15 protein-coding genes and 1 pseudogene are annotated in these 18180 nt (G+C 74.0%); 9 read left to right on the top strand and 7 right to left on the bottom strand.

Annotated elements, in window-relative coordinates; all coding sequences use genetic code 11:
• Window positions 1-2: 2 nt before the first annotated feature.
• Together RQM47_RS07295 and RQM47_RS07290 are read left to right on the top strand one after the other, a co-directional pair.
• Window positions 3-569, top strand: a complete 567-nt coding sequence (locus RQM47_RS07295; RefSeq protein ID WP_314008206.1) for a molybdenum cofactor biosynthesis protein B — start codon at window positions 3-5, stop codon at window positions 567-569.
• Between the two features lie 61 nt (window positions 570-630).
• The gene (locus RQM47_RS07290; RefSeq protein WP_311662103.1) at window positions 631-996 is read left to right on the top strand and encodes a nuclear transport factor 2 family protein; all 366 of its coding nucleotides are present in this window, start codon (window positions 631-633) and stop codon (window positions 994-996) included.
• 108 nt (window positions 997-1104) lie between these two features.
• On the opposite strand, the gene RQM47_RS07285 is transcribed toward RQM47_RS07290, so the two are convergent.
• Together RQM47_RS07285 and RQM47_RS07280 are read right to left on the bottom strand one after the other, a co-directional pair.
• The gene (locus tag RQM47_RS07285) at window positions 1105-1959 is read right to left on the bottom strand and encodes a hypothetical protein (protein WP_311662102.1); all 855 of its coding nucleotides are present in this window, start codon (window positions 1957-1959) and stop codon (window positions 1105-1107) included.
• A gap of 553 nt (window positions 1960-2512) precedes the next feature.
• Entirely contained in the window at window positions 2513-2953 is a 441-nt protein-coding gene (locus RQM47_RS07280) for a hypothetical protein (RefSeq protein WP_311662100.1), read from the bottom strand.
• A gap of 123 nt (window positions 2954-3076) precedes the next feature.
• Here RQM47_RS07280 and RQM47_RS07275 point away from each other — a divergent pair, with 123 nt between their 5' ends.
• The 5 genes and pseudogenes from RQM47_RS07275 to RQM47_RS17420 all read left to right on the top strand — a co-directional run.
• Window positions 3077-3415 (top strand): SCP2 sterol-binding domain-containing protein, encoded by a 339-nt coding sequence (locus tag RQM47_RS07275; RefSeq protein ID WP_311662099.1) that lies wholly within the window; start codon window positions 3077-3079, stop codon window positions 3413-3415.
• A gap of 232 nt (window positions 3416-3647) precedes the next feature.
• Window positions 3648-4439 carry an MBL fold metallo-hydrolase gene (locus RQM47_RS07270; protein WP_314008203.1) on the top strand — a complete coding sequence of 264 codons (792 nt, stop codon included), beginning with the start codon at window positions 3648-3650 and terminating at the stop codon, window positions 4437-4439.
• Window positions 4440-4736: 297 nt separating this feature from the next.
• Complete coding sequence (locus RQM47_RS07265; protein ID WP_409945965.1) at window positions 4737-7196, top strand: heavy metal translocating P-type ATPase; 2460 nt, start codon at window positions 4737-4739, stop codon at window positions 7194-7196.
• Window positions 7197-7230: 34 nt separating this feature from the next.
• Window positions 7231-7458, top strand: a complete 228-nt coding sequence (locus tag RQM47_RS07260) for a heavy metal-associated domain-containing protein (protein WP_314008196.1) — start codon at window positions 7231-7233, stop codon at window positions 7456-7458.
• 181 nt (window positions 7459-7639) lie between these two features.
• A pseudogene (locus RQM47_RS17420) lies at window positions 7640-8086 on the top strand (DUF305 domain-containing protein); the annotation flags it as partial.
• 526 nt (window positions 8087-8612) lie between these two features.
• Here RQM47_RS17420 and RQM47_RS07250 read toward each other — a convergent pair.
• The 4 genes from RQM47_RS07250 to RQM47_RS07235 all read right to left on the bottom strand — a co-directional run bounded on the left by RQM47_RS07250 (window position 8613) and on the right by RQM47_RS07235 (window position 13393).
• Window positions 8613-9026, bottom strand: coding sequence for a four-helix bundle copper-binding protein (locus RQM47_RS07250; protein ID WP_314008188.1), 414 nt, complete (start codon window positions 9024-9026; stop codon window positions 8613-8615).
• A 529-nt stretch (window positions 9027-9555) separates the two neighbouring features.
• Window positions 9556-10590 carry a nuclear transport factor 2 family protein gene (locus RQM47_RS07245; protein ID WP_314008186.1) on the bottom strand — a complete coding sequence of 345 codons (1035 nt, stop codon included), beginning with the start codon at window positions 10588-10590 and terminating at the stop codon, window positions 9556-9558.
• Between the two features lie 46 nt (window positions 10591-10636).
• Window positions 10637-11425, bottom strand: a complete 789-nt coding sequence (locus RQM47_RS07240) for a copper resistance protein B (RefSeq protein WP_314008184.1) — start codon at window positions 11423-11425, stop codon at window positions 10637-10639.
• A gap of 93 nt (window positions 11426-11518) precedes the next feature.
• On the bottom strand, window positions 11519-13393 hold the full coding sequence (locus RQM47_RS07235) for a copper resistance system multicopper oxidase (protein ID WP_314008182.1): 1875 nt from the start codon (window positions 13391-13393) through the stop codon (window positions 11519-11521).
• A 220-nt stretch (window positions 13394-13613) separates the two neighbouring features.
• Here RQM47_RS07235 and RQM47_RS07230 point away from each other — a divergent pair, with 220 nt between their 5' ends.
• Both RQM47_RS07230 and RQM47_RS07225 read left to right on the top strand, forming a co-directional pair.
• The gene (locus tag RQM47_RS07230) at window positions 13614-14342 is read left to right on the top strand and encodes a response regulator transcription factor (RefSeq protein WP_314008179.1); all 729 of its coding nucleotides are present in this window, start codon (window positions 13614-13616) and stop codon (window positions 14340-14342) included.
• A gap of 61 nt (window positions 14343-14403) precedes the next feature.
• On the top strand, window positions 14404-15825 hold the full coding sequence (locus tag RQM47_RS07225; protein ID WP_314008177.1) for an ATP-binding protein: 1422 nt from the start codon (window positions 14404-14406) through the stop codon (window positions 15823-15825).
• A gap of 135 nt (window positions 15826-15960) precedes the next feature.
• Here RQM47_RS07225 and glgX read toward each other — a convergent pair whose 3' ends face one another.
• Window positions 15961-18141 (bottom strand): glycogen debranching protein GlgX, encoded by a 2181-nt coding sequence (gene glgX, locus RQM47_RS07220; protein ID WP_314008174.1) that lies wholly within the window; start codon window positions 18139-18141, stop codon window positions 15961-15963.
• Window positions 18142-18180 lie beyond the last annotated feature (39 nt).

Here is an 18180-nt window from a genome sequence, read left to right as displayed (position 1 = left end):
CCGTGTCCGCTGCCGATCACAGAGAGCTCTCCCGCGAGACGCCCGTCTCGTGCGCCGTCATCACCGTGTCCGACACGCGGAACGAGGACGACGACGCGAGCGGGGAGGCGATCAAGGCGCGGCTCCGCGACGCTGGGCACCCGGTCGAGTTCTACCGGATCGTCCCCGACGACGGGGAGGCCATCCGCCAGGTGCTCCTGCACCTCGCCGGCCAGGTCGAAGTCGTCGTAACGACGGGCGGGACGGGCGTCTCGCGCCGCGACACGACGGTCGAGGTGGCCGAGCGGCTGATCCAGAAGGCGCTCCCCGGGTTCGGAGAGCTGTTCCGCGCGCTCTCGTTCGAGACCGTCGGCGCGGCCGCTATGCTTTCGCGAGCGACGGCCGGTGTCTACGGGCACGCGGACGGTCCGGCCGAGACGCTCCTCTTCTGCTGTCCCGGCTCGACGGACGCGTGCGCGCTCGCGCTCGACCGCCTCATCCTCCCCGACCTCGCCCACGTCGTGTGGGAGGTGGTCCGGCAGGCGGCCACCCCGCCCCCGGACCACCACCTGTCCTCTCCCCTCCCCTAGCCCGGGCGGGGCGGTGTCTGATGCTGCCCCGCCCGCTCTCACCTCACCTCCACCCCGCCCCATGTCCCCCTCCGACCTTTCTGCCCGCCACGCCGACCTCGTCCAGAAGGGCGACGCCGACGCTCTCGCCGAGCTTTATGCCGAGTCCGGTCAGCTGATCTGGCTCGACGGCGTCGCCGACGGCCGCGACGCCGTCCGCGACCGCTACCGCCAGTTTTTCGACTACCACGGCACGATCTCCTCGGCCGAGCGGACGCACCAGCAGACGGCCGACGACGCCGCGTTCGACTTTCTCAAGATCGAGAGCGAGCGCGGGACGTTCACGATCGTCAACGCCTTCGTCTTCGACGGCGACCACGTCGCCCGCCACTTTTCGAACGAGACCGACGTCGAGCTGGATCGCGACGAGGTCGAGCGAGACGCCTAGCCGAGGGCGGGGCGGCCAGCCCCACCACGCTCTCGAACGCACGCCGCCCCGCCCGAGCAGATCGGGCGGGGCGGCTCTGTATCGGGGCGATTTCCGAGGGCGGGGCGGTTAGCTGCGCCCGGCCGGCTCCTGCTGCCCGCGGTTCGCGGCGTTGTCGTCGGGGTTGCGAGCGGCGAGGGCCTCGTCGAGCTTGTCGGTCGCCGGAAGCTCGTCGCGGGACGTTTCGCCGTACCAGCACGCGAGCGCGAGGGCGATCGCCACGTCGGCGTGGTCGCCCAGGTCGGGGGCCGGGCCGTTCGTGGACGCCGCCACGCGGCCCACGCGGCGCTCGGCGTCGACGGCCGCGGCGCTCGCGTCGTCCATCGTGATCGGCGTGCGGATGACCTCGGTCGAGACGTCGGCCTCGCCCCCCGACTGCTCGATGACGGCGGGCTTGGGGCCGTCGCCCTCGACCTCGGTTCCGGCCAGCGTCTCGGACTCGTCGTCGTCGGTGAGGTCGCCGTCGGGGTCGCGGTCGGAGTCGGGCGCGGCGGCGTCGAGGTCGGCGCTCGTGTAGAGCGCGTCGACGGCGTCGCTCGCGGCGTCGAAGCGGCCGGGGACGTCGACGGCGTCGGTCCGGTAGAGCCACTCGAACGTGTCGACGAGGACCTGGAGCGGGACGTCGAGGGCGTCGGCGTCGGCCGAGCCGCCGTCGAGCAGGTTCACGGCGACGCCGCTCGGGCCGCGCTCGTGGAGGGCGTCGACGGCCCGCTGCCCGCCGGTGAGCACGAACGTGGTCTGCGCCGCGTACTGAGGCTCCGACGCAACGACGTCGAGGACCGTCTGCGTGGGGTCGTCGCCGGAGAGCCGGCGGAGGTCGCGGACGGCGTACGTGGGGGCGTCGTCGCCGGGGAGCTGCTCGACGAGGGCGAACGCGCGCGGCGTGGCGTCGGGGGCGTGGACGGCGCAGAAAAAGCGGGCCATGAGGGCGGGGAAAGGGTTCGGGAGAGAAGGCGGAGTAGACGGCCGGCCGGCGGGGGCCGTTCCAGAGCGGCGAGCGGCGAGCGGCGAGCGGAAGGTGACCGCCCCGCCCGCAACGCGCGGGGCGGGGCGGCCGCCACGCGCAGCCTGACCGCCCCGCCCCTCTGAAACGGCGTCGCGCGCGGTGGGCGGGGTGGTGGACTTCGGGGGGTGCCGTCTGGGACCGCCCCGCCCTCCCCGGACACCACGCGTGGTGTCCGCATTCGGGGCAGGACACCCACCCCGCCCGCAACGCGTGGGCGGGGCGGCGTCGGGCTGAACCGCCCCGCCCGCCCGACAACCACCCCTAACCCCTCCTGACCAGAGGGGAACTGCCGCCGCCTTTCGTGGGCCTCGGCGACTTCCATGACCGCCCCGCCCAGATGTAAGCAGGCGGAGCGGAACAAAACCGACGCCACCCCGCCCGCGCGCGCCTTTCCCCTTTCCCCTTTCCCCTTTCCCCTTTCCCCTTTCCCCTTTCCCCTTTCCCCTTTCCCCTTTCCCCTTTCCCCTTTCCTCAGTTCATCCGCGCGCGCGACTGGCGGAGGGCGTCGGGCGGGGCGGGGTCGCCGGCGACGCGGTAGCCGGCGAGCGCGCCGCCCTCCACGAAAACGACGAGCCCCTCGGCCTGCGGGTCGTAGGCCTCGAGCTGGCGGGCCTCCCAGCCGTCGAAGTCCTCGCTAGAGGTGCCGGGGATGGCGTGGATCTGCGTCGTGTACCACAGCCGCTCGGGCTCGAACGGGCGCGGGCGGAACCGGCGCGGGGCCGCGTCGCGCCACAGGACGACGGCGCCGGCGCCGTGGCGGCGGTAGCCCTCGAAGGCGGCGGCCGAGAGCTCGGCCCAGTGGTCGGCCAGGAACTCGCGGTGGGCCGCCGCGCGGCGGGCGGCCCCGGCGCGGCCGGTGATGGCGACGAGCCCGCGGGGCGTCGAGAGCGTGGTCGTGTGGTCGTCGGGCACGGGCCGGGGCGGGCGTCGGGGGCGAGCCTCAGCCACGCGCCCCCGCCAGGGCAGTTCCGCGGCCCGGGACGGCCGGGGTGCGCCCTATCTTGCGCCCTCCCCACACGCCACCCCGCCCGTCCTATGGCCCGCTACAGCTCGTTCGACGACGTCCTCGCCTCGTACCCCGACCGGTTCAACGGCGACAAGGCCCAGACCATGGACGACCGCGTCCACATGCACCTGACGGGCGACGAGCCCCGCGACGTCACGCTCTACGTCCACCACGGCGAGCTCGACGTGATCGACGGCGAGGTCCCCGAGGACCCCACGCTGAAGCTGACGGCGAAGGCCGAGGACTGGGTGGCCATCGAGAACGGCGACCTCAACCCGATGATGGCCATGATGCAGGGGAAGGTGAAGATGAAGGGGTCGGTCCCCTTTGCGACCAAGTTTATGGGCCTCTTCGGCTACGGCGGCTGACGCGCGCCCACGACGACGACGCGCTCCGGGCGGGGCGGAGCCCCCGGCGGTTCCGCCCCGCCCCCGCGTTCGGCCCGCGCTCGCCACGCGGCGGGGCGGGGTGAGGTTCAGACACGATGTTCGTCCGGCCCGCGGAAGGAAGGGCGGGGTGGCGAGTTGGCCTCCGAGCCCGCCCCGCCCTCTGCGTCGGACGCGCCCGAGTCACTCCTGAACCCCATCCCCCGCCCCGCCCATGACCTACGGCGACCTTGAGATCGACGCGCTCCCCGAGGGCCGATTCACCGTTGGCCTCGACAAGCGGTTCGTGCCGTACGCCGAGGGCGACCCGCCCCGCCCGGGCACCCTGTTCGTCTCTGTCACGCCGTTCCTGGTGAGGGCGCCCGACGAGACGCTGCTCGTCGACACGGGGCTCGGGTCGTGGGCCGAGGGGCGCGGCACCGAGGTGCTCCTCGACAGCCTCGTCCGGCGCGGCGTGGCGCCCGAGGACGTCGACCGCGTTGTCCTCTCGCACCTCCACTTCGACCACACGGGCGGGGCGGTGACCCGGGCCGGCGCCGAGGGCTGGCGGCCCACGTTCCCCGCCGCCGACTACGTCGTCCAGCACGCCGAGGCGACCGCCGAGGGCTACGCCGGCGAGTCGGCCCGGGCGCGCGACCTCGTGCTCGACACGCTCGACCGGGCGGGCCAGCTCGTCTACGTCGAGGGCGACGCCGACCTCGGCCGCGTCGGGATCGAGGTGACGGGCGGCCACACGGGCGCGCACCAGCTCGTCCGCCTCCACGCCGGCGACATGCAGGCCGTGTTCGGCGGCGACGTGTTGGGCACGCCGGGCCAGGTGGGGCGGCGGTTCCAGGCCAAGTACGACGTCGACGGCGCGGCCTCGCAAGCGTGGCGCGACCGGCTCGCGGCCGAGGCCGCAGAAGCCGGCCACCTCCTCCTGTTCTACCACTCGCCTGAGGCCCCGGCCGCCTTCGTCTCCGACGGCCCCAAGGGCCAGCGCGTCGTCGAGCCCGTCGACCTTTAGCCTGCCCGGCAGACCGGGGCGGGGCGGACTGAGCGGGCGGGGCCAGCTTAAAAGGCGCTCAGGTAGGGGAGGATGCACCGTCCGTTCACGGCCAACGGCGCCGGCGGCGCGTTCAGATAGATCCACCGCCGGCCGCCCCGCTCGGGGCCGCCCCGCCCGATGCCCACCCCGCCCCCCGTCCGCCCCCGCCCGTCCGCCCACGGCGCGACCGTCGCCGCCCCGCCCTCGGGCGACGGCGCCGCCGGGCCGACGCCCGACGTGGCCAGGCTGTCCCAGGCGACGCTAGGCGTCGAGGGCATGACGTGCGCCGCATGCTCGGGCCGCGTCGAGAAGGCGCTCCAGAAGGTGCCCGGCGTCGAGGAGGCGACCGTCAACCTGGCGACGGAGCGGGCGACGGTCTCCTTCGACGCCGCCGAGACGACGCCCCTCGCGCTCGCCGAGGCCGTCCAGCGCGCGGGCTACGACGTGCGGACCGAGGAGGTCTCGTTCGGCGTGGGCGGCATGACGTGCGCGGCCTGCGTGGGCCGCGTCGAGAAGGCGCTCGCCGGCGCCGACGGCGTGGTCGAGGCGTCGGTCAACCTGGCGACCGAGCGGGCGCGCGTCCGCTACGCCGCCGGGACCGACGTCGACGCGCTCTACGAAGCCGTTCGCCGGACGGGCTACGACGTCGTCGAGGCGGCCGAGGGCGGGGCGGCGGGCGCCGAGGACGAGGCCCGCGCCCGCGCCCGGCAGACGCTCCGGCGCCGGCTGGGGTGGGCCGCCGGTCTCACGGTCCCGCTGTTCCTGCTCGAGATGGTCCCCATGGTCATCCCCGGCGGGATGGACTTTGTGGACGGGCTCGTGCCGATGCAGACGCGGTGGCTCATCGCCTTCGTCCTGGCCTCGGCCGTCCAGTTTGGGCCGGGCTGGCGGTTCTACCGGGCGGGGTGGGCGGCGGCGCGGCACGGCTCGCCCGACATGAACACGCTCGTCGCACTCGGCACGTCGGCGGCCTACGGGTACTCGGTCGTGGCCACGTTCCTGCCGGGCGTGCTGCCAGCTGGCGCCGTCCACGTCTACTACGAGGCGTCGGCGACGATCATCACGCTCATCCTGCTCGGCAAGTGGTTCGAGGCGCGGGCCAAGGGCCAGACGTCGGACGCCGTCCGCGCGCTCCTGGGGCTCCGCGCCGAGACGGCCCGTGTCGTCCGCGACGGCGCCGAGACCGAGGTGCCCATCGGCGAGGTCGCCGTTGGCGACGTCGTCCGCGTCCGCCCCGGCGAGAAGGTGCCCGTCGACGGCGTCGTGGCCGAGGGCACGAGCTACGTCGACGAGTCGATGGTGACGGGCGAGCCGGTGCCCGTCGAAAAAACCGAGGGCGGGGCGGTCGTCGGCGGGACGGTCAACCAGGCCGGCGCGCTCCTCGTCGAGACGACACACGTCGGGGCCGACACCGTCCTGGCCCAGATCGTCCAGCTCGTCGAGGAGGCGCAGGCCAGCCGCCCCGCCATCCAGGCGCTCGCCGACCGCGTGGTGGCCGTGTTCGTGCCGGTCGTGCTCGTCGTCGCCGCGCTCGTGTTCGGCGTGTGGCTGGCCGTCGGGCCGGAGCCGTCGTTGACGTACGCCCTCGTCGCGGCGGTGAGCGTGCTCATCATCGCGTGCCCGTGCGCGATGGGCCTCGCCACGCCCGTCTCGGTGATGGTGGGGACCGGCAAGGCGGCCGAGTTGGGCGTCTTGTTCCGCAAGGGCGAGGCGCTCCAGACGCTCTCCGAGGCCGACGTCGTGGCCCTCGACAAGACGGGGACGCTGACCGAAGGCCGCCCGACGCTCACCGACGTCGTCCTCGCCCCGGACGCCGACCTGGACGAAAACGCCCTGCTCCGGCTCGTCGCCGCCGTCGAGGTGCCGAGCGAGCACCCCGTCGCCGCCGCGATCGTCCGCGCCGCCGACCGGAAAAGTCTCGCCACCCCGCCCGCGTCCGATTTCGAGGCCGTCCCCGGCTTCGGCGTGAGCGGGACGGTCGAGGGCCGCCGCGTCGAGGTCGGCGCCGACCGCTACATGGAGCGCCTCGGCTACGACGCCGCCGCGCTCGCGGGCGGGGCGGGGCGGCTGGCCGCCGAGGGCAAGACGCCGCTCTACGCCGCCGTCGACGGCCGCGTCGTCGCTGCGCTCGCGGTCGCCGACCCGGTCAAGGCGACGACGCCGGCCGCCATCGATGCGCTCCACCGCGCCGGCCTCCGCGTCGCCATGGTCACGGGCGACAACCGAGCGACCGCCGAGGCCGTCGCCGCCCGCCTCGGGATCGACGAGGTGCTCGCTGAGGTCTTGCCCGCCGACAAGGCGCAGGCCGTGACCGACCTCCAGGCCGAGGCCGGGCGGGGCGGCCGCCCCGCCCGCGTCGCCTTCGTCGGCGACGGGATCAACGACGCGCCCGCGCTCGCCCAGGCCGACGTCGGCGTGGCGATCGGGACCGGCACGGACGTCGCCATCGAGGCGGCCGACGTGGTGTTGATGCGCGGCGACCTGAGCGCGCTTGTCGAGGCCCGGGCGCTGTCGGCGGCCACGCTGAAGAACGTGAAGCAGAACCTGTTCTGGGCCTTCGCCTACAACGTCGTCCTCATCCCGGTCGCCGCCGGGGCGCTCTACCCCGCCCTCGGCATCCTGCTCTCGCCCGTCTTCGGCGCCGCCGCGATGGGCCTCTCGTCGGTCTTCGTGCTGACGAACGCGCTCCGCCTCCGCCGCTTCTCCCCGCCCGCCGTGGGCGGGGCGGCGGCCTGACCACCCCGCCCGTTTTTCCTCTTCCCTACCCGTCATGAGCACGCCGACCGAAACCACCCTCCGCTTTGGCATCGACGGCATGACCTGCGGCGGCTGCGTCGCTTCGGCAACCAAGGCCCTGGACCGCACGCCCGGCGTCGAGGTCGAACAGCTCACGCTCGACGGCCCCGCCGTCGTCCGCCTCTCGGGCGGGGCGGACCGCGAGGCCGTCCGGCAGGCCGTCGAGGACGCCGGGTTCCAGCCCGTCTTCGAGGCTGCCTGACGGATCCCCGAGCCGAGCCAGCGTCTCCGCCCCGCCCAGAATCGTGGGGGCGGGGTGGTCCCTCGACGCGCCCTGCGCGGCGGCCTTAAAAGCCGCTCAGGTGCCCCTGCTTCCCGATCCCGCAGGGGGCGAGGGGAGTAGGACCCTGACGCCCTTCTGCACTCGCTCCCCCGACGCCAGCATGTCCTACAAACGCTTCTTCGGCATGATCGCCACCTCCACGGTGATCATGTTCGGACTCATGTACGCCACCATCTACACGCTCGACGACGCGTGGTGGAGCCAGACGCGGTTTTGGATGGCCGTATTTATGGGCTCGATGATGGCCATCGTGATGCTGTCGTGGATGCTCAACATGTACGACAACAAGAAAGCCAACGTCGCCATCTTTGTAGGCTCGGCGGTCTTGTTCGTGGCGGGCCTCTTTTTCGCCCGCAGCCAGACGACGGTCGACGACGTCTCATGGATGAAGGCGATGATCCCGCACCACTCCATCGCCATCCTGACGAGCGAGCGGGCCAACATCTCCGACCCCCGCGTGCGCCGCCTCGCCGACGAGATCATCCTGGCGCAGCGGCGCGAGATCGCCGAGATGGAGGCGCTTATCGGCGACCTCGAACGCTCGGACTTCGACACCGAGCCGGTCCCGCCGTCGGTCCCCCCGGTGACGGGCGGCTCAGACGCCCGGACCGGCCCCGTGCCCGGCGCCCCCGCCCTCTTCGCCGACGGCGCCCGGTTCGTCGGCGACGTCCTCATCGTGGACTCCGTGAAGGTGGCCTCCGACAGTTGGGTCGTGGTGCACCCCGAGGCCGCCGAGGGCGGGGCGGACGTCTCGCGCGTCGTCGGCCGCTCGTTCGTCCAACACGGGACGACCGAGCGCGTCCCGGTCGACCTCGACGCCGCCCCGCCCGGCCCGCTCTACGTCATGCTCCACGACGACTCCGGCGAGATCGGCCGGTTCGAGTTCCAGGGCGCCGGGTCGCCGGATCAGCCGATTGTGCGCGGGGGGAACCCGGTCGCGGTCGAGATCCTCGTCCGGTAGCCCCAGGTCGGGGAGAGCGTGGTGTTCCAGGCCCTCCCCGTTCCGCAACGGGCTAGACGACGGTCCGCCTCCACCGTGTAGAACCACGTCGTCGGCGGACCCGACGGGCGGGCTACGCCGCTGCGCCCTGGGGCATCGCCTGGAGGAGCGACCGGCAGGCGTCGGAGCACTCGCGGCAGCACTCCATGCACACGCGGCAATGGTCGTGCATATCGGCGTGCTTCTCGCACTCGTCGGCGCAGGCGTCGCATGCCATCCGGCACGCCTCGAGCTGAGCGCGGAGGAGCTGCACGTTGGGCTGGGTCTGGCGCGAGAGCGCACGGCCGGTCGTGGCGCAGATGTCGGCGCAGTCGAGGTTGGTGCGGATGCAGTACCGGAGGTCCATGTCGCCGTCCTCGTCGAGGCAGGCGTCGGCGCACGACGTGCAGCACTGCTCGCAGGCAAAGGCCGAGTTGACGAGCGCGACGATCTGGTCGAGGTTCTGGGACGGATTGGGGTGCTTGGAGAGGATGTCCTGGGTGCGCATGGAAGCGTAGGGGTGGGTTGGAAAGGCTTCCGTCTCACAAGCGCCCGGGCCGATGGTTCGGCGGGGAGCCCTTAAAACCCACTCAGGTTCGAGCGGTCAGCGGTCAGCGGTCAGCGGTCAGCGGTCAGCGGTCAGCGGTCAGCGAAGATGGCCGCCCCGCCCACACCACGGGCGGGGCGGTGTCGTGTAGCGGCGTTGCATGCAACGCCGGCGGGCCGCAGCGTCCGGGCGGGGCGGCGACGGGCCACTGAGCTGGCAGAGGCCGACGCGCGCCGCCCCGCCCCCCCGAGACCGCCCCGCCCCTAGCGTGCCCTGCGGTAGCGCCGCGACCTCTCCCGCCCCGCCCGAACGCCGAGCAGGACGATCACCACCAAAGCCCTCGGGAGGCACGAGCGGACCACGCTGAACGCGTGGCGCGGCCAGACCCGACGGTCACGGCGGCGCCGGAGGCGAGGGCGGGGAGGTCCGTAAACCAGAGGGGCCGGACCCGGCCGCCGTGCGGGACGGCGGGGTCCCACTCAGGAGGAGCCTAACGTGCCGAGGACCAGTGGACGGCCGAGATCCGCCAGCCCTCGGGCGTCTGCTTCATCACGAGGAGCTCGGCTATCTGGGCGTCGCCGACCTGCTGCGCCGAGGCGACCCACGCCGACTCGCTGGCGACGGTCGTCCGGCGGAACAGGGGCTCGGGCGGGGCGCCGGCGAGGAGGGCCGCGTCGCGGGCAAAGCGGCCGCCGAGGTACTCGTTCCGGGCCTCGGCCTGACCGCCCCCGAGGACCACGGCGTCGGGGAGCAGGAGGACCCTGACCGCCTCGCGGTCCCCGGCCGCGAGCGCGGCGTGGAAGCGGTCGGCAGTCGCGGAGGCGTCGAACGCTTCCGGCCCGACGGTCGGCGTGGCGGGGCGCTCGTCGTCGTTGCGGAGGGCGCCGGCGTTCCGGCGCTGCATGGCGACGCCCGCGGCGTGGTCCGTGCCCGCGTGGTCCGCCCCCTGCACCTGGCCGTGATTCATGCCCTTCATCGAGCCGTGGTCCATCCCGTCGTGGTCCATCGAACCCTGGTCCGCCCCGCCCATGCCCGGCATCCCGCCTGGCATGGCCTCCATCATCCGGCGCAGCTCGGGGTCGGCCATCGCGCGCATGTGGACGGCGGGGCTGGCGAGGAGGCGCCGGTGCGCGGCCTCCATCTGGGCCATGAACGCGGCGTGCTCCTCGGGCGACAGCGCCGCCATCCGCTCGCGCATCTGGCCCATCGCGGCGGCGCGGGCGTCGGCGTTCATCGGCGTCGTGTGGTCCATGCCTCCGTGGTCCGTCGCCGGCATCGTCCCGGCCATGAGCGCCTGCATCTCGGGGTCGGCCTGCATGGCGGCGTGAATCTCGGGGTCAGCCATCATGCGCATGTGGAGCGCCATGAGCGCGTCGTGATCCATCGAGCCGTGATTCGTCCCCTGCATCTGGGAATGGTCCATCTGGCTATGGTCCATTTGCGAGTGGTCCATGTCGCCGTGCTGCTGGGCGAGGGCGGCGGGCGCGGCGAGAAGGGCGGCGCCTAGGAAGAGCGTGCGGGTCATCGGCAGGGGAGTCGGGTGGGGAAAGTGGTCGGTCGGGGGGCGCTCGCTACCGCCAGAGGCGGAGGCCGAACACGACGAAGGCCTCCGACGTGGGCTCGCCCTCGGCCCGGGCGATGTCGTGGGCCTCGCCAAAACGGTTCAGCCAGCTCACGCCGACGTAGGGGGCCACCTCGCGCTGGATCTCGTAGCGGAGCCGGAGCCCGACCTCGATGTCGTTCAGGCCGGTCCCGACGCCCCAGTCCTCGACGCGCTGGATGGCCAGGTTCACCTCGGCCTCGGGCTGGAGCACGAGCCGCTGCGTGACGAGGAGGTCGTACGAGCCCTCGAGCCGGGCCGACACGTCGCCCTTGGCCGACACGAACAGGGCGGGTTCGACCTCGAAAAAGTAGGGCGCCAGCCCCTCCAGGCCGACGGCGAGCTGGGGGCGGGCGCGCACGTCGCCGTCGCCGAACTCGGTGTCGAGGCGGAGCCCGACCTGGGCCTCGAAGTACTCCGTGACGAGCCGGCTGTAGAGGACCTGCGCCTCCACCCCGCCCTCGCCCTCGGCGACCAGCCCCTCGCCCTCGGCCTTGAGGTAGACCTTGTTGTAGTCGGTCCCGATCCGGTAGAACCCCTCGACGCGGGCCGGGACGCCCTCACCGGCCGGCGCTACCTCGAACAGGTCGAGGAGCGCGAGGCTGTACAGCTTCTGGTCGGCCGCGGCGACGGCGCCGGGCCGGAAGTCGGGGTACTCGGGGAACGGCGGCGCGTTGGCCTCGCCGTCCCCCTCGGGGGTCTGGGCCGCCGCGAGCGGGGCGGCGGCGAGGAGGGCGGCGAGGGCGAGGCGTCGGGGCATGGGGCGTCGGGTCTCCCGCCCCGCCCTCGGGGGGCGGCCGGGCGGGGCGGGCGGGGCGGCTACTGGCCCGGGCGGGGTGGTCGGGCGGGGCGGCTAGCCCTGGGGCGCGTACGAGGCGGCGAGCGCCTCGGGCGGCACCTCGCCGGGCCGCTGGACCATGGCCACCCTGAACATGCCGAGGTCCATGTGGTAGAGGATGTGGCAGTGGAAGGCCCACGGCCCGAGCGCGTCCACGTCGATGAGGAGCGAGAGCCGCTCGGCCGGCTTCACGACGACGGTGTGGATGCGCGGGATCACGTCGCCGTGGCCGTTCTCGAGCTCCATCCACATGCCGTGGAGGTGCATCGGGTGGTTCATCATGGTGTCGTTCACCATCGTCAGGCGCAGGCGCTCGCCGTAGACCATCGGGATGAGCGGCTCCTCGGCGTACGTCTTCCCGTTGATCCCCCACATGTAGCGCTCCATGTTGCCCGTCAGGTGGAGCTCGACCTCGCGGTCGGGCGCCCGGCGCGGCTCGGGGTGGAGCGCCCGCAAGTCGGTGTAGACGAGCACGCGGCGGCCGTCGTCGCCCAGCCCGACGCCGGGCTCGTGGAGCCGGCTCCGCGTCTGGTCCGGGGCCATCGCATTCGCGACGCCGTGGTCGTCTGGGCCGTGCGGCGTGACCTCGGGGAGCGTGCCCGGCGGGCGGAGCCCGGTGCGGTCGAGGCCGGGCTCGGCCACGTCGCCCGCGGCCATCGCGCCCGCCGCCGCCCCGCCCATCGCCATCGCGCCGTGGCCGGCGGCGCCGTGGTCCATGCCCGCGTGCGCCGCCCCGCCCGCGGCGGCGCCCTCGTGGCCCATCGCGCCGTGGTCCATCCCCATGTCCATCATCGTGAGCGAGGGCCGCTCGCGCCGCTCGGGGACCGGCGCCGTCATGCCCGGGCGGGGCGCGAGCGTGCCGCGGGCGTAGCCCGAGCGGTCCATGGACTCGGCGAACACGGTGTAGGCCCGGTCGCCGGGCGTCACGACGACGTCGTAGGTCTCGGCGATCCCCATGCGGAACTCCTCGACCGTGACCGGCTGCACGTGCTGCCCGCTCACCTGGACGACGGTGAGGTCGAGGCCCGGGATGCGGACGTCGTAGAACGTGCCCGCGCTCGCGTTGATAAAGCGGAGGCGGACCCGCTCGCCGGGACGGAACGGACCCGACCACCCCGGGTCGGGGGCCTGCCCGTTCATGAGGAACGTGTACGTCGCCCCCGTGATGTCGGCGATGTCGGTCGGGTCCATCCGCATCCGGTCCCAGTCCAGCCGGGCGCCCGGGTCCATGCCCTCCCCGCCCACGAGGCCGGCGACGGTCTGGCGCTGGAAGTTGTAGTAGTTCGCCCGCTTCTTGAGCGTGGCGAGCACGTCGTGGGGGTCCTCGAACGTCCAGTCCGACAGGACCACGATCAGCTCGCGGTCGAAGGCGTACGGCTCCGGCCCGGCCGGGTCGATGACGAGCGGGGCGTAGTGGCCCTGCTGCTCCTGGAACGCCGAGTGGCTGTGGCACCAGTACGTCCCAAACTGGCGGATCGGGAAGCGGTACTCGAACGTCGAGCGGGCCTCGATGCCGGGGAAGTTCACCTTCGGCACGCCGTCCATGGCGTTCGGGAGGATGAGCCCGTGCCAGTGGACCGACGTCTGCTCGTCGAGCCGGTTGTGGACCCGGATCACGGCCTCGTCGCCCTCGGTGAACCGCAGCAGCGGGCCGGGCACGCTCCCGTTCATGGTCACCGCCGAGCCCGTCCGCCCGTTGAACGTGACCGGCGTCCGGTCGATCGTCAGGTCGTACTCAACCAGCCCGCCCGCGCGCCGCGTGGGCGCGAGGCCGGCGGCGCGGGCCGGACCCGGCGCGAGCGCCGGGCGCGCCCAGGCCGGCGTGAGGGCGCTCAGGCCGGCGAGCGCGCCGACGGCGGAGGCGTTGCGGAGGAAGAGGCGGCGGTCCATGCGGGCGGGGCGGGTGCGGTCCTTCCAACGGGCGCGGCGCGAGGACGTGCGGCGAACGGCCTTAAAAGGCGCTAAGGTGAACGCCCAAGACTCGGTGAAGGCGCCCACCGCGTCCTGCGGGCGGGGCGGGGCGGCCGGCCGCCCGGGGACGCCGGCGGAACGGTGGTAAGGTGCCCGACCGCCCCGCCCCCAGTCCACCCCGCCCCAGACCGCCCCGCCCATGTGGATCCTGCTCATCGAAGACGAGGCCCGCTTGGCGGGCGCCGTCCAGCGCGGGCTGGAGGAGGAGGGCTACCGCGTGGACCTCGCCGCCGACGCCGAGGCCGGCGAGCGGCTCGCGCTCGCCAACGCCTACGACGCCTTCGTCGTCGACTGGCGGCTGCCCCGCGGCGACGGCAAGACGCTCGTCGAGCGCGTCCGGGCCGCGGGCAAGGACCAGCCGGTCCTCATGCTGACAGCGCTCGCCGACGTCGAGCACCGGGTGGCCGGCCTCGACGCCGGCGCCGACGACTACCTCCCCAAGCCGTTCGCCTTCGAGGAGCTCGTGGCCCGGCTCCGTGCGCTGCTCCGCCGCCCGCCGCTCTCGGACGTCGAGCGGACCGTCTCGGTCGGCCCGCTCACGATCGACGCCGAGCGCCGCCGCGCGACAATGGACGGGCCGGGCGGCGAGGCCGTCCTCACGCTCCGCCCCAAGGAGTACGCCCTGCTTGAGGTGCTCCTGCGCAGCGCCGGCGACGCGCTCTCGCGGACGGTCCTCGCCGAGCGCGTCTGGGGCGACGCGCTCTACGTGACCGACAACGCCCTCGACGTGACGGTCAGCGGGCTCCGCCAGCGCCTCGCCGACGCCGAGGGCGCCTCGCGCGCCGCGCGCGCGCCGCGCGTCGAGACGATCCGCGGCGTGGGCTACCGGCTCGCGCCCGCAGAGGGCCGGGCGGAGCCGGCGCCCTAGCCTCGCCCCCGAACCGCCCCGCCCCCAGAGGCCGCCCCGCCCCTAAGCGCCGCCCCGCCCCGTGACCCGACTCTCCGCGCTCCCGATCTCGGCCCGGCTCGCGCTGTGGTACGCGCTGACGCTGTTCCTGCTGCTCAGCGCGTTCGCCGTGTTCTGCTACGTCGGGTTCCACGCCGCCGCGCACCGCTCGTTCGACCGCCACCTCGACCACGAGCTGGAGGCCGTCGTGCCGCTCCTGCGCGTCGGGGCCGATGGCGTGGACGCGAGCGCGCTGGGCGGGGCGGCGCCCGTCGCCACGCGGCTCGGCGGCCCCAGCGCGACGTTCGTCCGCGTGCTGACGCCGGGCGGGGCGGTCGCCTCGGCGTCGGCGAACGTGGCCTCGATGCCGCCCCTGGGCGTCGAGCTTCCGTCGGCGGGCGGCCCGCTCCGGCTCAGCCGCGAGTGGGCGGGCGAGCCGGTCCGCTCGCTCGTCGCCCCGCTCCGGGCGCCGGGCGGGGCGGTCGTGGGCTACGCCGAGGTCTCGGGCGTCGAGTGGAGCCGGCACCGCGAGCTCCGCGACTTGGGGCGGACGCTGGCGCTGGGCGTGGCGCTCAGCGTGCTGTTCGCGCTCGGGGCGGGGTGGTGGCTCGCGCGCCGGGCGCTCCGGCCCGTCGCCGTGCTCACCGACGCGGCCGGGCGGCTCGCGGCCGACGGCGCGCGGCTGGGCGGCCGGCTCCCGTCCAGCTTCCGCACGCGCGACGAGCTGACGGCGCTGGCCCAGACGTTCAACGGGCTCCTCGCGCGGCTGGAGGCGTCGGTCGAGCGCGAGCGGCGGTTCACGTCGAACGCGGCCCACGAGCTGCTCACGCCGCTGGCCACGCTGCGGAGCGAGGCCGAGGTCGCGCTCCGCCGCGACCGCGAGCCCGAGGCGTACCGCGAGACGCTGGGCCGCGTGGTCGAGGACGTGGCCGAGATGACGGGGACGGTCCGCGGGCTCCTCCAGCTCGCACGCGCCGAGTCGCTGCCGCAGCCGCCGGGCGAGCGCCTCGACCTGGGCGAACTCGTCGCGCGGCGGGCGGAGCGGGCACGCGCCGAGGCCGAGGCGAAGGGCGTCGCGCTGTCGGTCGACGTGGCCGCCGGCGTCCGCGTGCGCGCAGAGGCCGCCCCGCTCGCCGAGGTCGTCGACAACCTGGTGGGGAACGCGGTCAAGTACACGCCGCCGGGCGGGCGCGTCGCGGTCCGCCTGAGCCACGCGGGCGGGGCGGCGCGGCTGGAGGTCGCGGACACCGGGGCCGGGTTCGACGGGCCAACGTGCGAGCGGCTGTTCGACCGCTTTTTCCGAGCCGACGCGCCCGAGGTGCAGGCCGAGTCGGGCAGCGGACTGGGGCTCGCCATCGTCAAGGCCATCGTCGAGGGCTACGGCGGCACCGTCGGGTGCGCGAGCGACGGCCCAGGGCGGGGCGCGACGTTCTGGGCCGTGCTCCCGTGCCTCGGCGGCGAGTAGCGCCCCGCCCCCGGCCACCCCGGCCGGAACGCCACCGCCCCGCCCATAGCCGCGGGCGGGGCGAACTCAACGGGTGGACCCGAGGGGCGGGGCAGTCGGGCGGGGCGGTCCGCCTTCATCGACGGCCCCGCCGGCCTACGCCTCCACCGCCCGGAGCACCGCGAGCGCGTTCGGCCCGACGGTCGCCACCCCGCCCGGCGCGAAGCGGCCGCCCTCGGGCGGGGCGGTCACGGCCTCGTCGAACGGGGCCGCGGCGACCCACCCGGCGGGGTCGCCGGCCTCGGCGGTGGGGAGCGCGACGTCGACCGCCCCGCCCCCGCGGTTGAACACGACGAGGAGCGTGTCGTCGGTGCGCGGGCGGCCGCGGGCGTCGACCTCGTCGATCCGGTCGCCGCGGAGGAGGAGGCCGAACCCGTGGAGGTCCTCGTCGCCCCAGTCGTCGCCCGTCATCTCGTGGCCGGCCGGGTGCCACCAGAAGGCGCCCTTGACGCCCTCGGCGTCGGGCTCGCTGGTCAGAAACTCGCGGCGGCGGAAGAGCGGGTGGGCCTCGCGGAACGCGAGCGCGTCGCGGACAAAGTCGAGGAACTCGGCCTCGCGCGCGTCCAGGTCCCAGTCGTAGTAGTTGACCTCGTTGTCCTGGGCGTAGGCGTTGTTGTTGCCGCCCTGCGTCTTGGAGAGCTCGTCGCCGCCGAGGAGCATGGGCACACCCTGCGACAGGATCAGCGTCCCGGCAATCGCCCGCTTGAGGCGCTCGCGGCGGGCGAGCACGTCGGGGTCGTCCGTCGGCCCCTCGATACCAGAGTTTGTCGAGTGGTTGGGCTCGTGGCCGTCGCGGTTGTCCTCGCCGTTGGCCTCGTTGTGCTTGCGCTCGTAGCTCACGAGGTCTTCCAGCGTAAACCCGTCGTGGGCCGTCACGAAGTTGATCGACGCAAACGGCCGCCGCCCCGACCGCTCGTAGAGGTCGGAGGAGCCCGTGAACCGCGTCGCGAGCTCGCCGCGGTGGCCCGGGTCGCCGGCCCAGAACTGCCGCGCCACGTCGCGGTAGCGCCCGTTCCACTCGGTCCACTGCCACGGGAAGCTCCCCACCTGGTACCCGCCTGGGCCAACGTCCCACGGCTCGGCGATCAGCTTGACCTGGTTGAGGACAGGGTCCTGCTGGATGATCTGGAAGAACGACGCCAGCATGTTCACGTCGTAGAGCTCGCGGGCCAGCACGCTCGCGAGGTCGAACCGGAAGCCGTCGACGTGCATCTCGGTCGTCCAGTACCGGAGGCTGTCCATGACCTGCTGCAGGACGTGCGGGTTGCCGGCGTCGAGCGTGTTGCCGGTGCCCGTGTAGTCCATGTAGTAGCGGGTGTCGTCGGGGCTCGTCTTGTAGTAGGCGAGGTTGTCGACGCCGCGCCACGACAGCGTCGGCCCCTGCTCGCTGCCCTCGCACGTGTGGTTGTAGACCACGTCGATGACCACTTCGAGGCCGGCCTCGTGGAGCGCGCGGACCATCATCTTAAAGTCGCGCGCGGCCACGACGGGGCCGCTCGCGGCGTACTCGGGCTCGGCGGCAAAGAAGCTCAGCGTGTTGTAGCCCCAGTAGTTGGCCAGCCCGCGCTCGACGAGGTGCCGGTCCTGGAGCTTCGCGTGGACCGGGAGGAGCTGGACCGTCGTGACGCCGAGCGCCTTGAGGTGCTCGACGACGGGCTCGGACGAAACGCCGAGGTAGGTCCCCCGGAGCGCCTCGGGCACGTCGGGGTGCGTCATGGTCAGACCCTTTACGTGCGTCTCGTAGATGACCGTGTCCTCCCACGGCACCTTCGGCGGGCGGTCGGCGCCCCACTCGAACCCGCTCTCGATGACGGCCCCGAGCGGGGCGAACGGGGCGCTGTCGGCGTGGGAAAAGGAGAGGTCGTCCTCGCCGATCACGTACCCGAACAGCGAGTCGTCCCACCGGAGCGGGCGGCCGATGGCGCGGGCGTAGGGGTCGAGGAGGACCTTGTTCGGGTTGAAGCGGTGGCCCCGCTCGGGGTCGTACGGCCCGTGCACGCGGTACCCGTAGAGCTGGCCCGGGCGGAGGCCCGGCACGAACCCGTGCCACACCGGCCCCGTCCGCTCGCGGAGCCACAGCGACGCCGCCGGCGCCGGGTCGTCGGCGCTCTCGAACAGGACGAGCTCGACGGCCTCGGCGTGGGCGCTGTAGAGCGCGAAGTTGACGCCGACGCCGTCCCACGTGGCCCCGAGCGGGTACGGCCGTCCGGGGACCGTGCGGAGGTGGCCATCGACGGACGTGGCGGGCGCGAGCGCTCGGGACGGGGCAGTCTGCATACGGGCGGGGTGTGGGGGGCGGGGCGGCTCCACCCCGCC

The sequence above is a fragment of the Rubrivirga sp. S365 genome (assembly GCF_032248475.1).
GTDB lineage: Bacteria > Bacteroidota > Rhodothermia > Rhodothermales > Rubricoccaceae > Rubrivirga > Rubrivirga litoralis.
This window is presented reverse-complemented; position numbering and strand designations above follow the sequence as displayed.

Excerpts from the sequence above, each read along its gene's own strand:
- RQM47_RS07290 (WP_311662103.1), top strand. The coding sequence starts at position 631 with ATGTCCCCCTCCGACCTTTCTGCCCGCCACGCCGACCTCGTCCAGAAG.
- RQM47_RS07285 (WP_311662102.1), bottom strand. The coding sequence starts at position 1,959 with ATGGCCCGCTTTTTCTGCGCCGTCCACGCCCCCGACGCCACGCCGCGC.
- RQM47_RS07275 (WP_311662099.1), top strand. The coding sequence starts at position 3,077 with ATGGCCCGCTACAGCTCGTTCGACGACGTCCTCGCCTCGTACCCCGAC.
- RQM47_RS07270 (WP_314008203.1), top strand. The coding sequence starts at position 3,648 with ATGACCTACGGCGACCTTGAGATCGACGCGCTCCCCGAGGGCCGATTC.
- RQM47_RS07265 (WP_409945965.1), top strand. The coding sequence starts at position 4,737 with ATGACGTGCGCCGCATGCTCGGGCCGCGTCGAGAAGGCGCTCCAGAAG.
- RQM47_RS07260 (WP_314008196.1), top strand. The coding sequence starts at position 7,231 with ATGAGCACGCCGACCGAAACCACCCTCCGCTTTGGCATCGACGGCATG.
- RQM47_RS07250 (WP_314008188.1), bottom strand. The coding sequence starts at position 9,026 with ATGCGCACCCAGGACATCCTCTCCAAGCACCCCAATCCGTCCCAGAAC.
- RQM47_RS07245 (WP_314008186.1), bottom strand. The coding sequence starts at position 10,590 with ATGACCCGCACGCTCTTCCTAGGCGCCGCCCTTCTCGCCGCGCCCGCC.
- RQM47_RS07240 (WP_314008184.1), bottom strand. The coding sequence starts at position 11,425 with ATGCCCCGACGCCTCGCCCTCGCCGCCCTCCTCGCCGCCGCCCCGCTC.
- RQM47_RS07235 (WP_314008182.1), bottom strand. The coding sequence starts at position 13,393 with ATGGACCGCCGCCTCTTCCTCCGCAACGCCTCCGCCGTCGGCGCGCTC.
- RQM47_RS07230 (WP_314008179.1), top strand. The coding sequence starts at position 13,614 with ATGTGGATCCTGCTCATCGAAGACGAGGCCCGCTTGGCGGGCGCCGTC.
- glgX (WP_314008174.1), bottom strand. The coding sequence starts at position 18,141 with ATGCAGACTGCCCCGTCCCGAGCGCTCGCGCCCGCCACGTCCGTCGAT.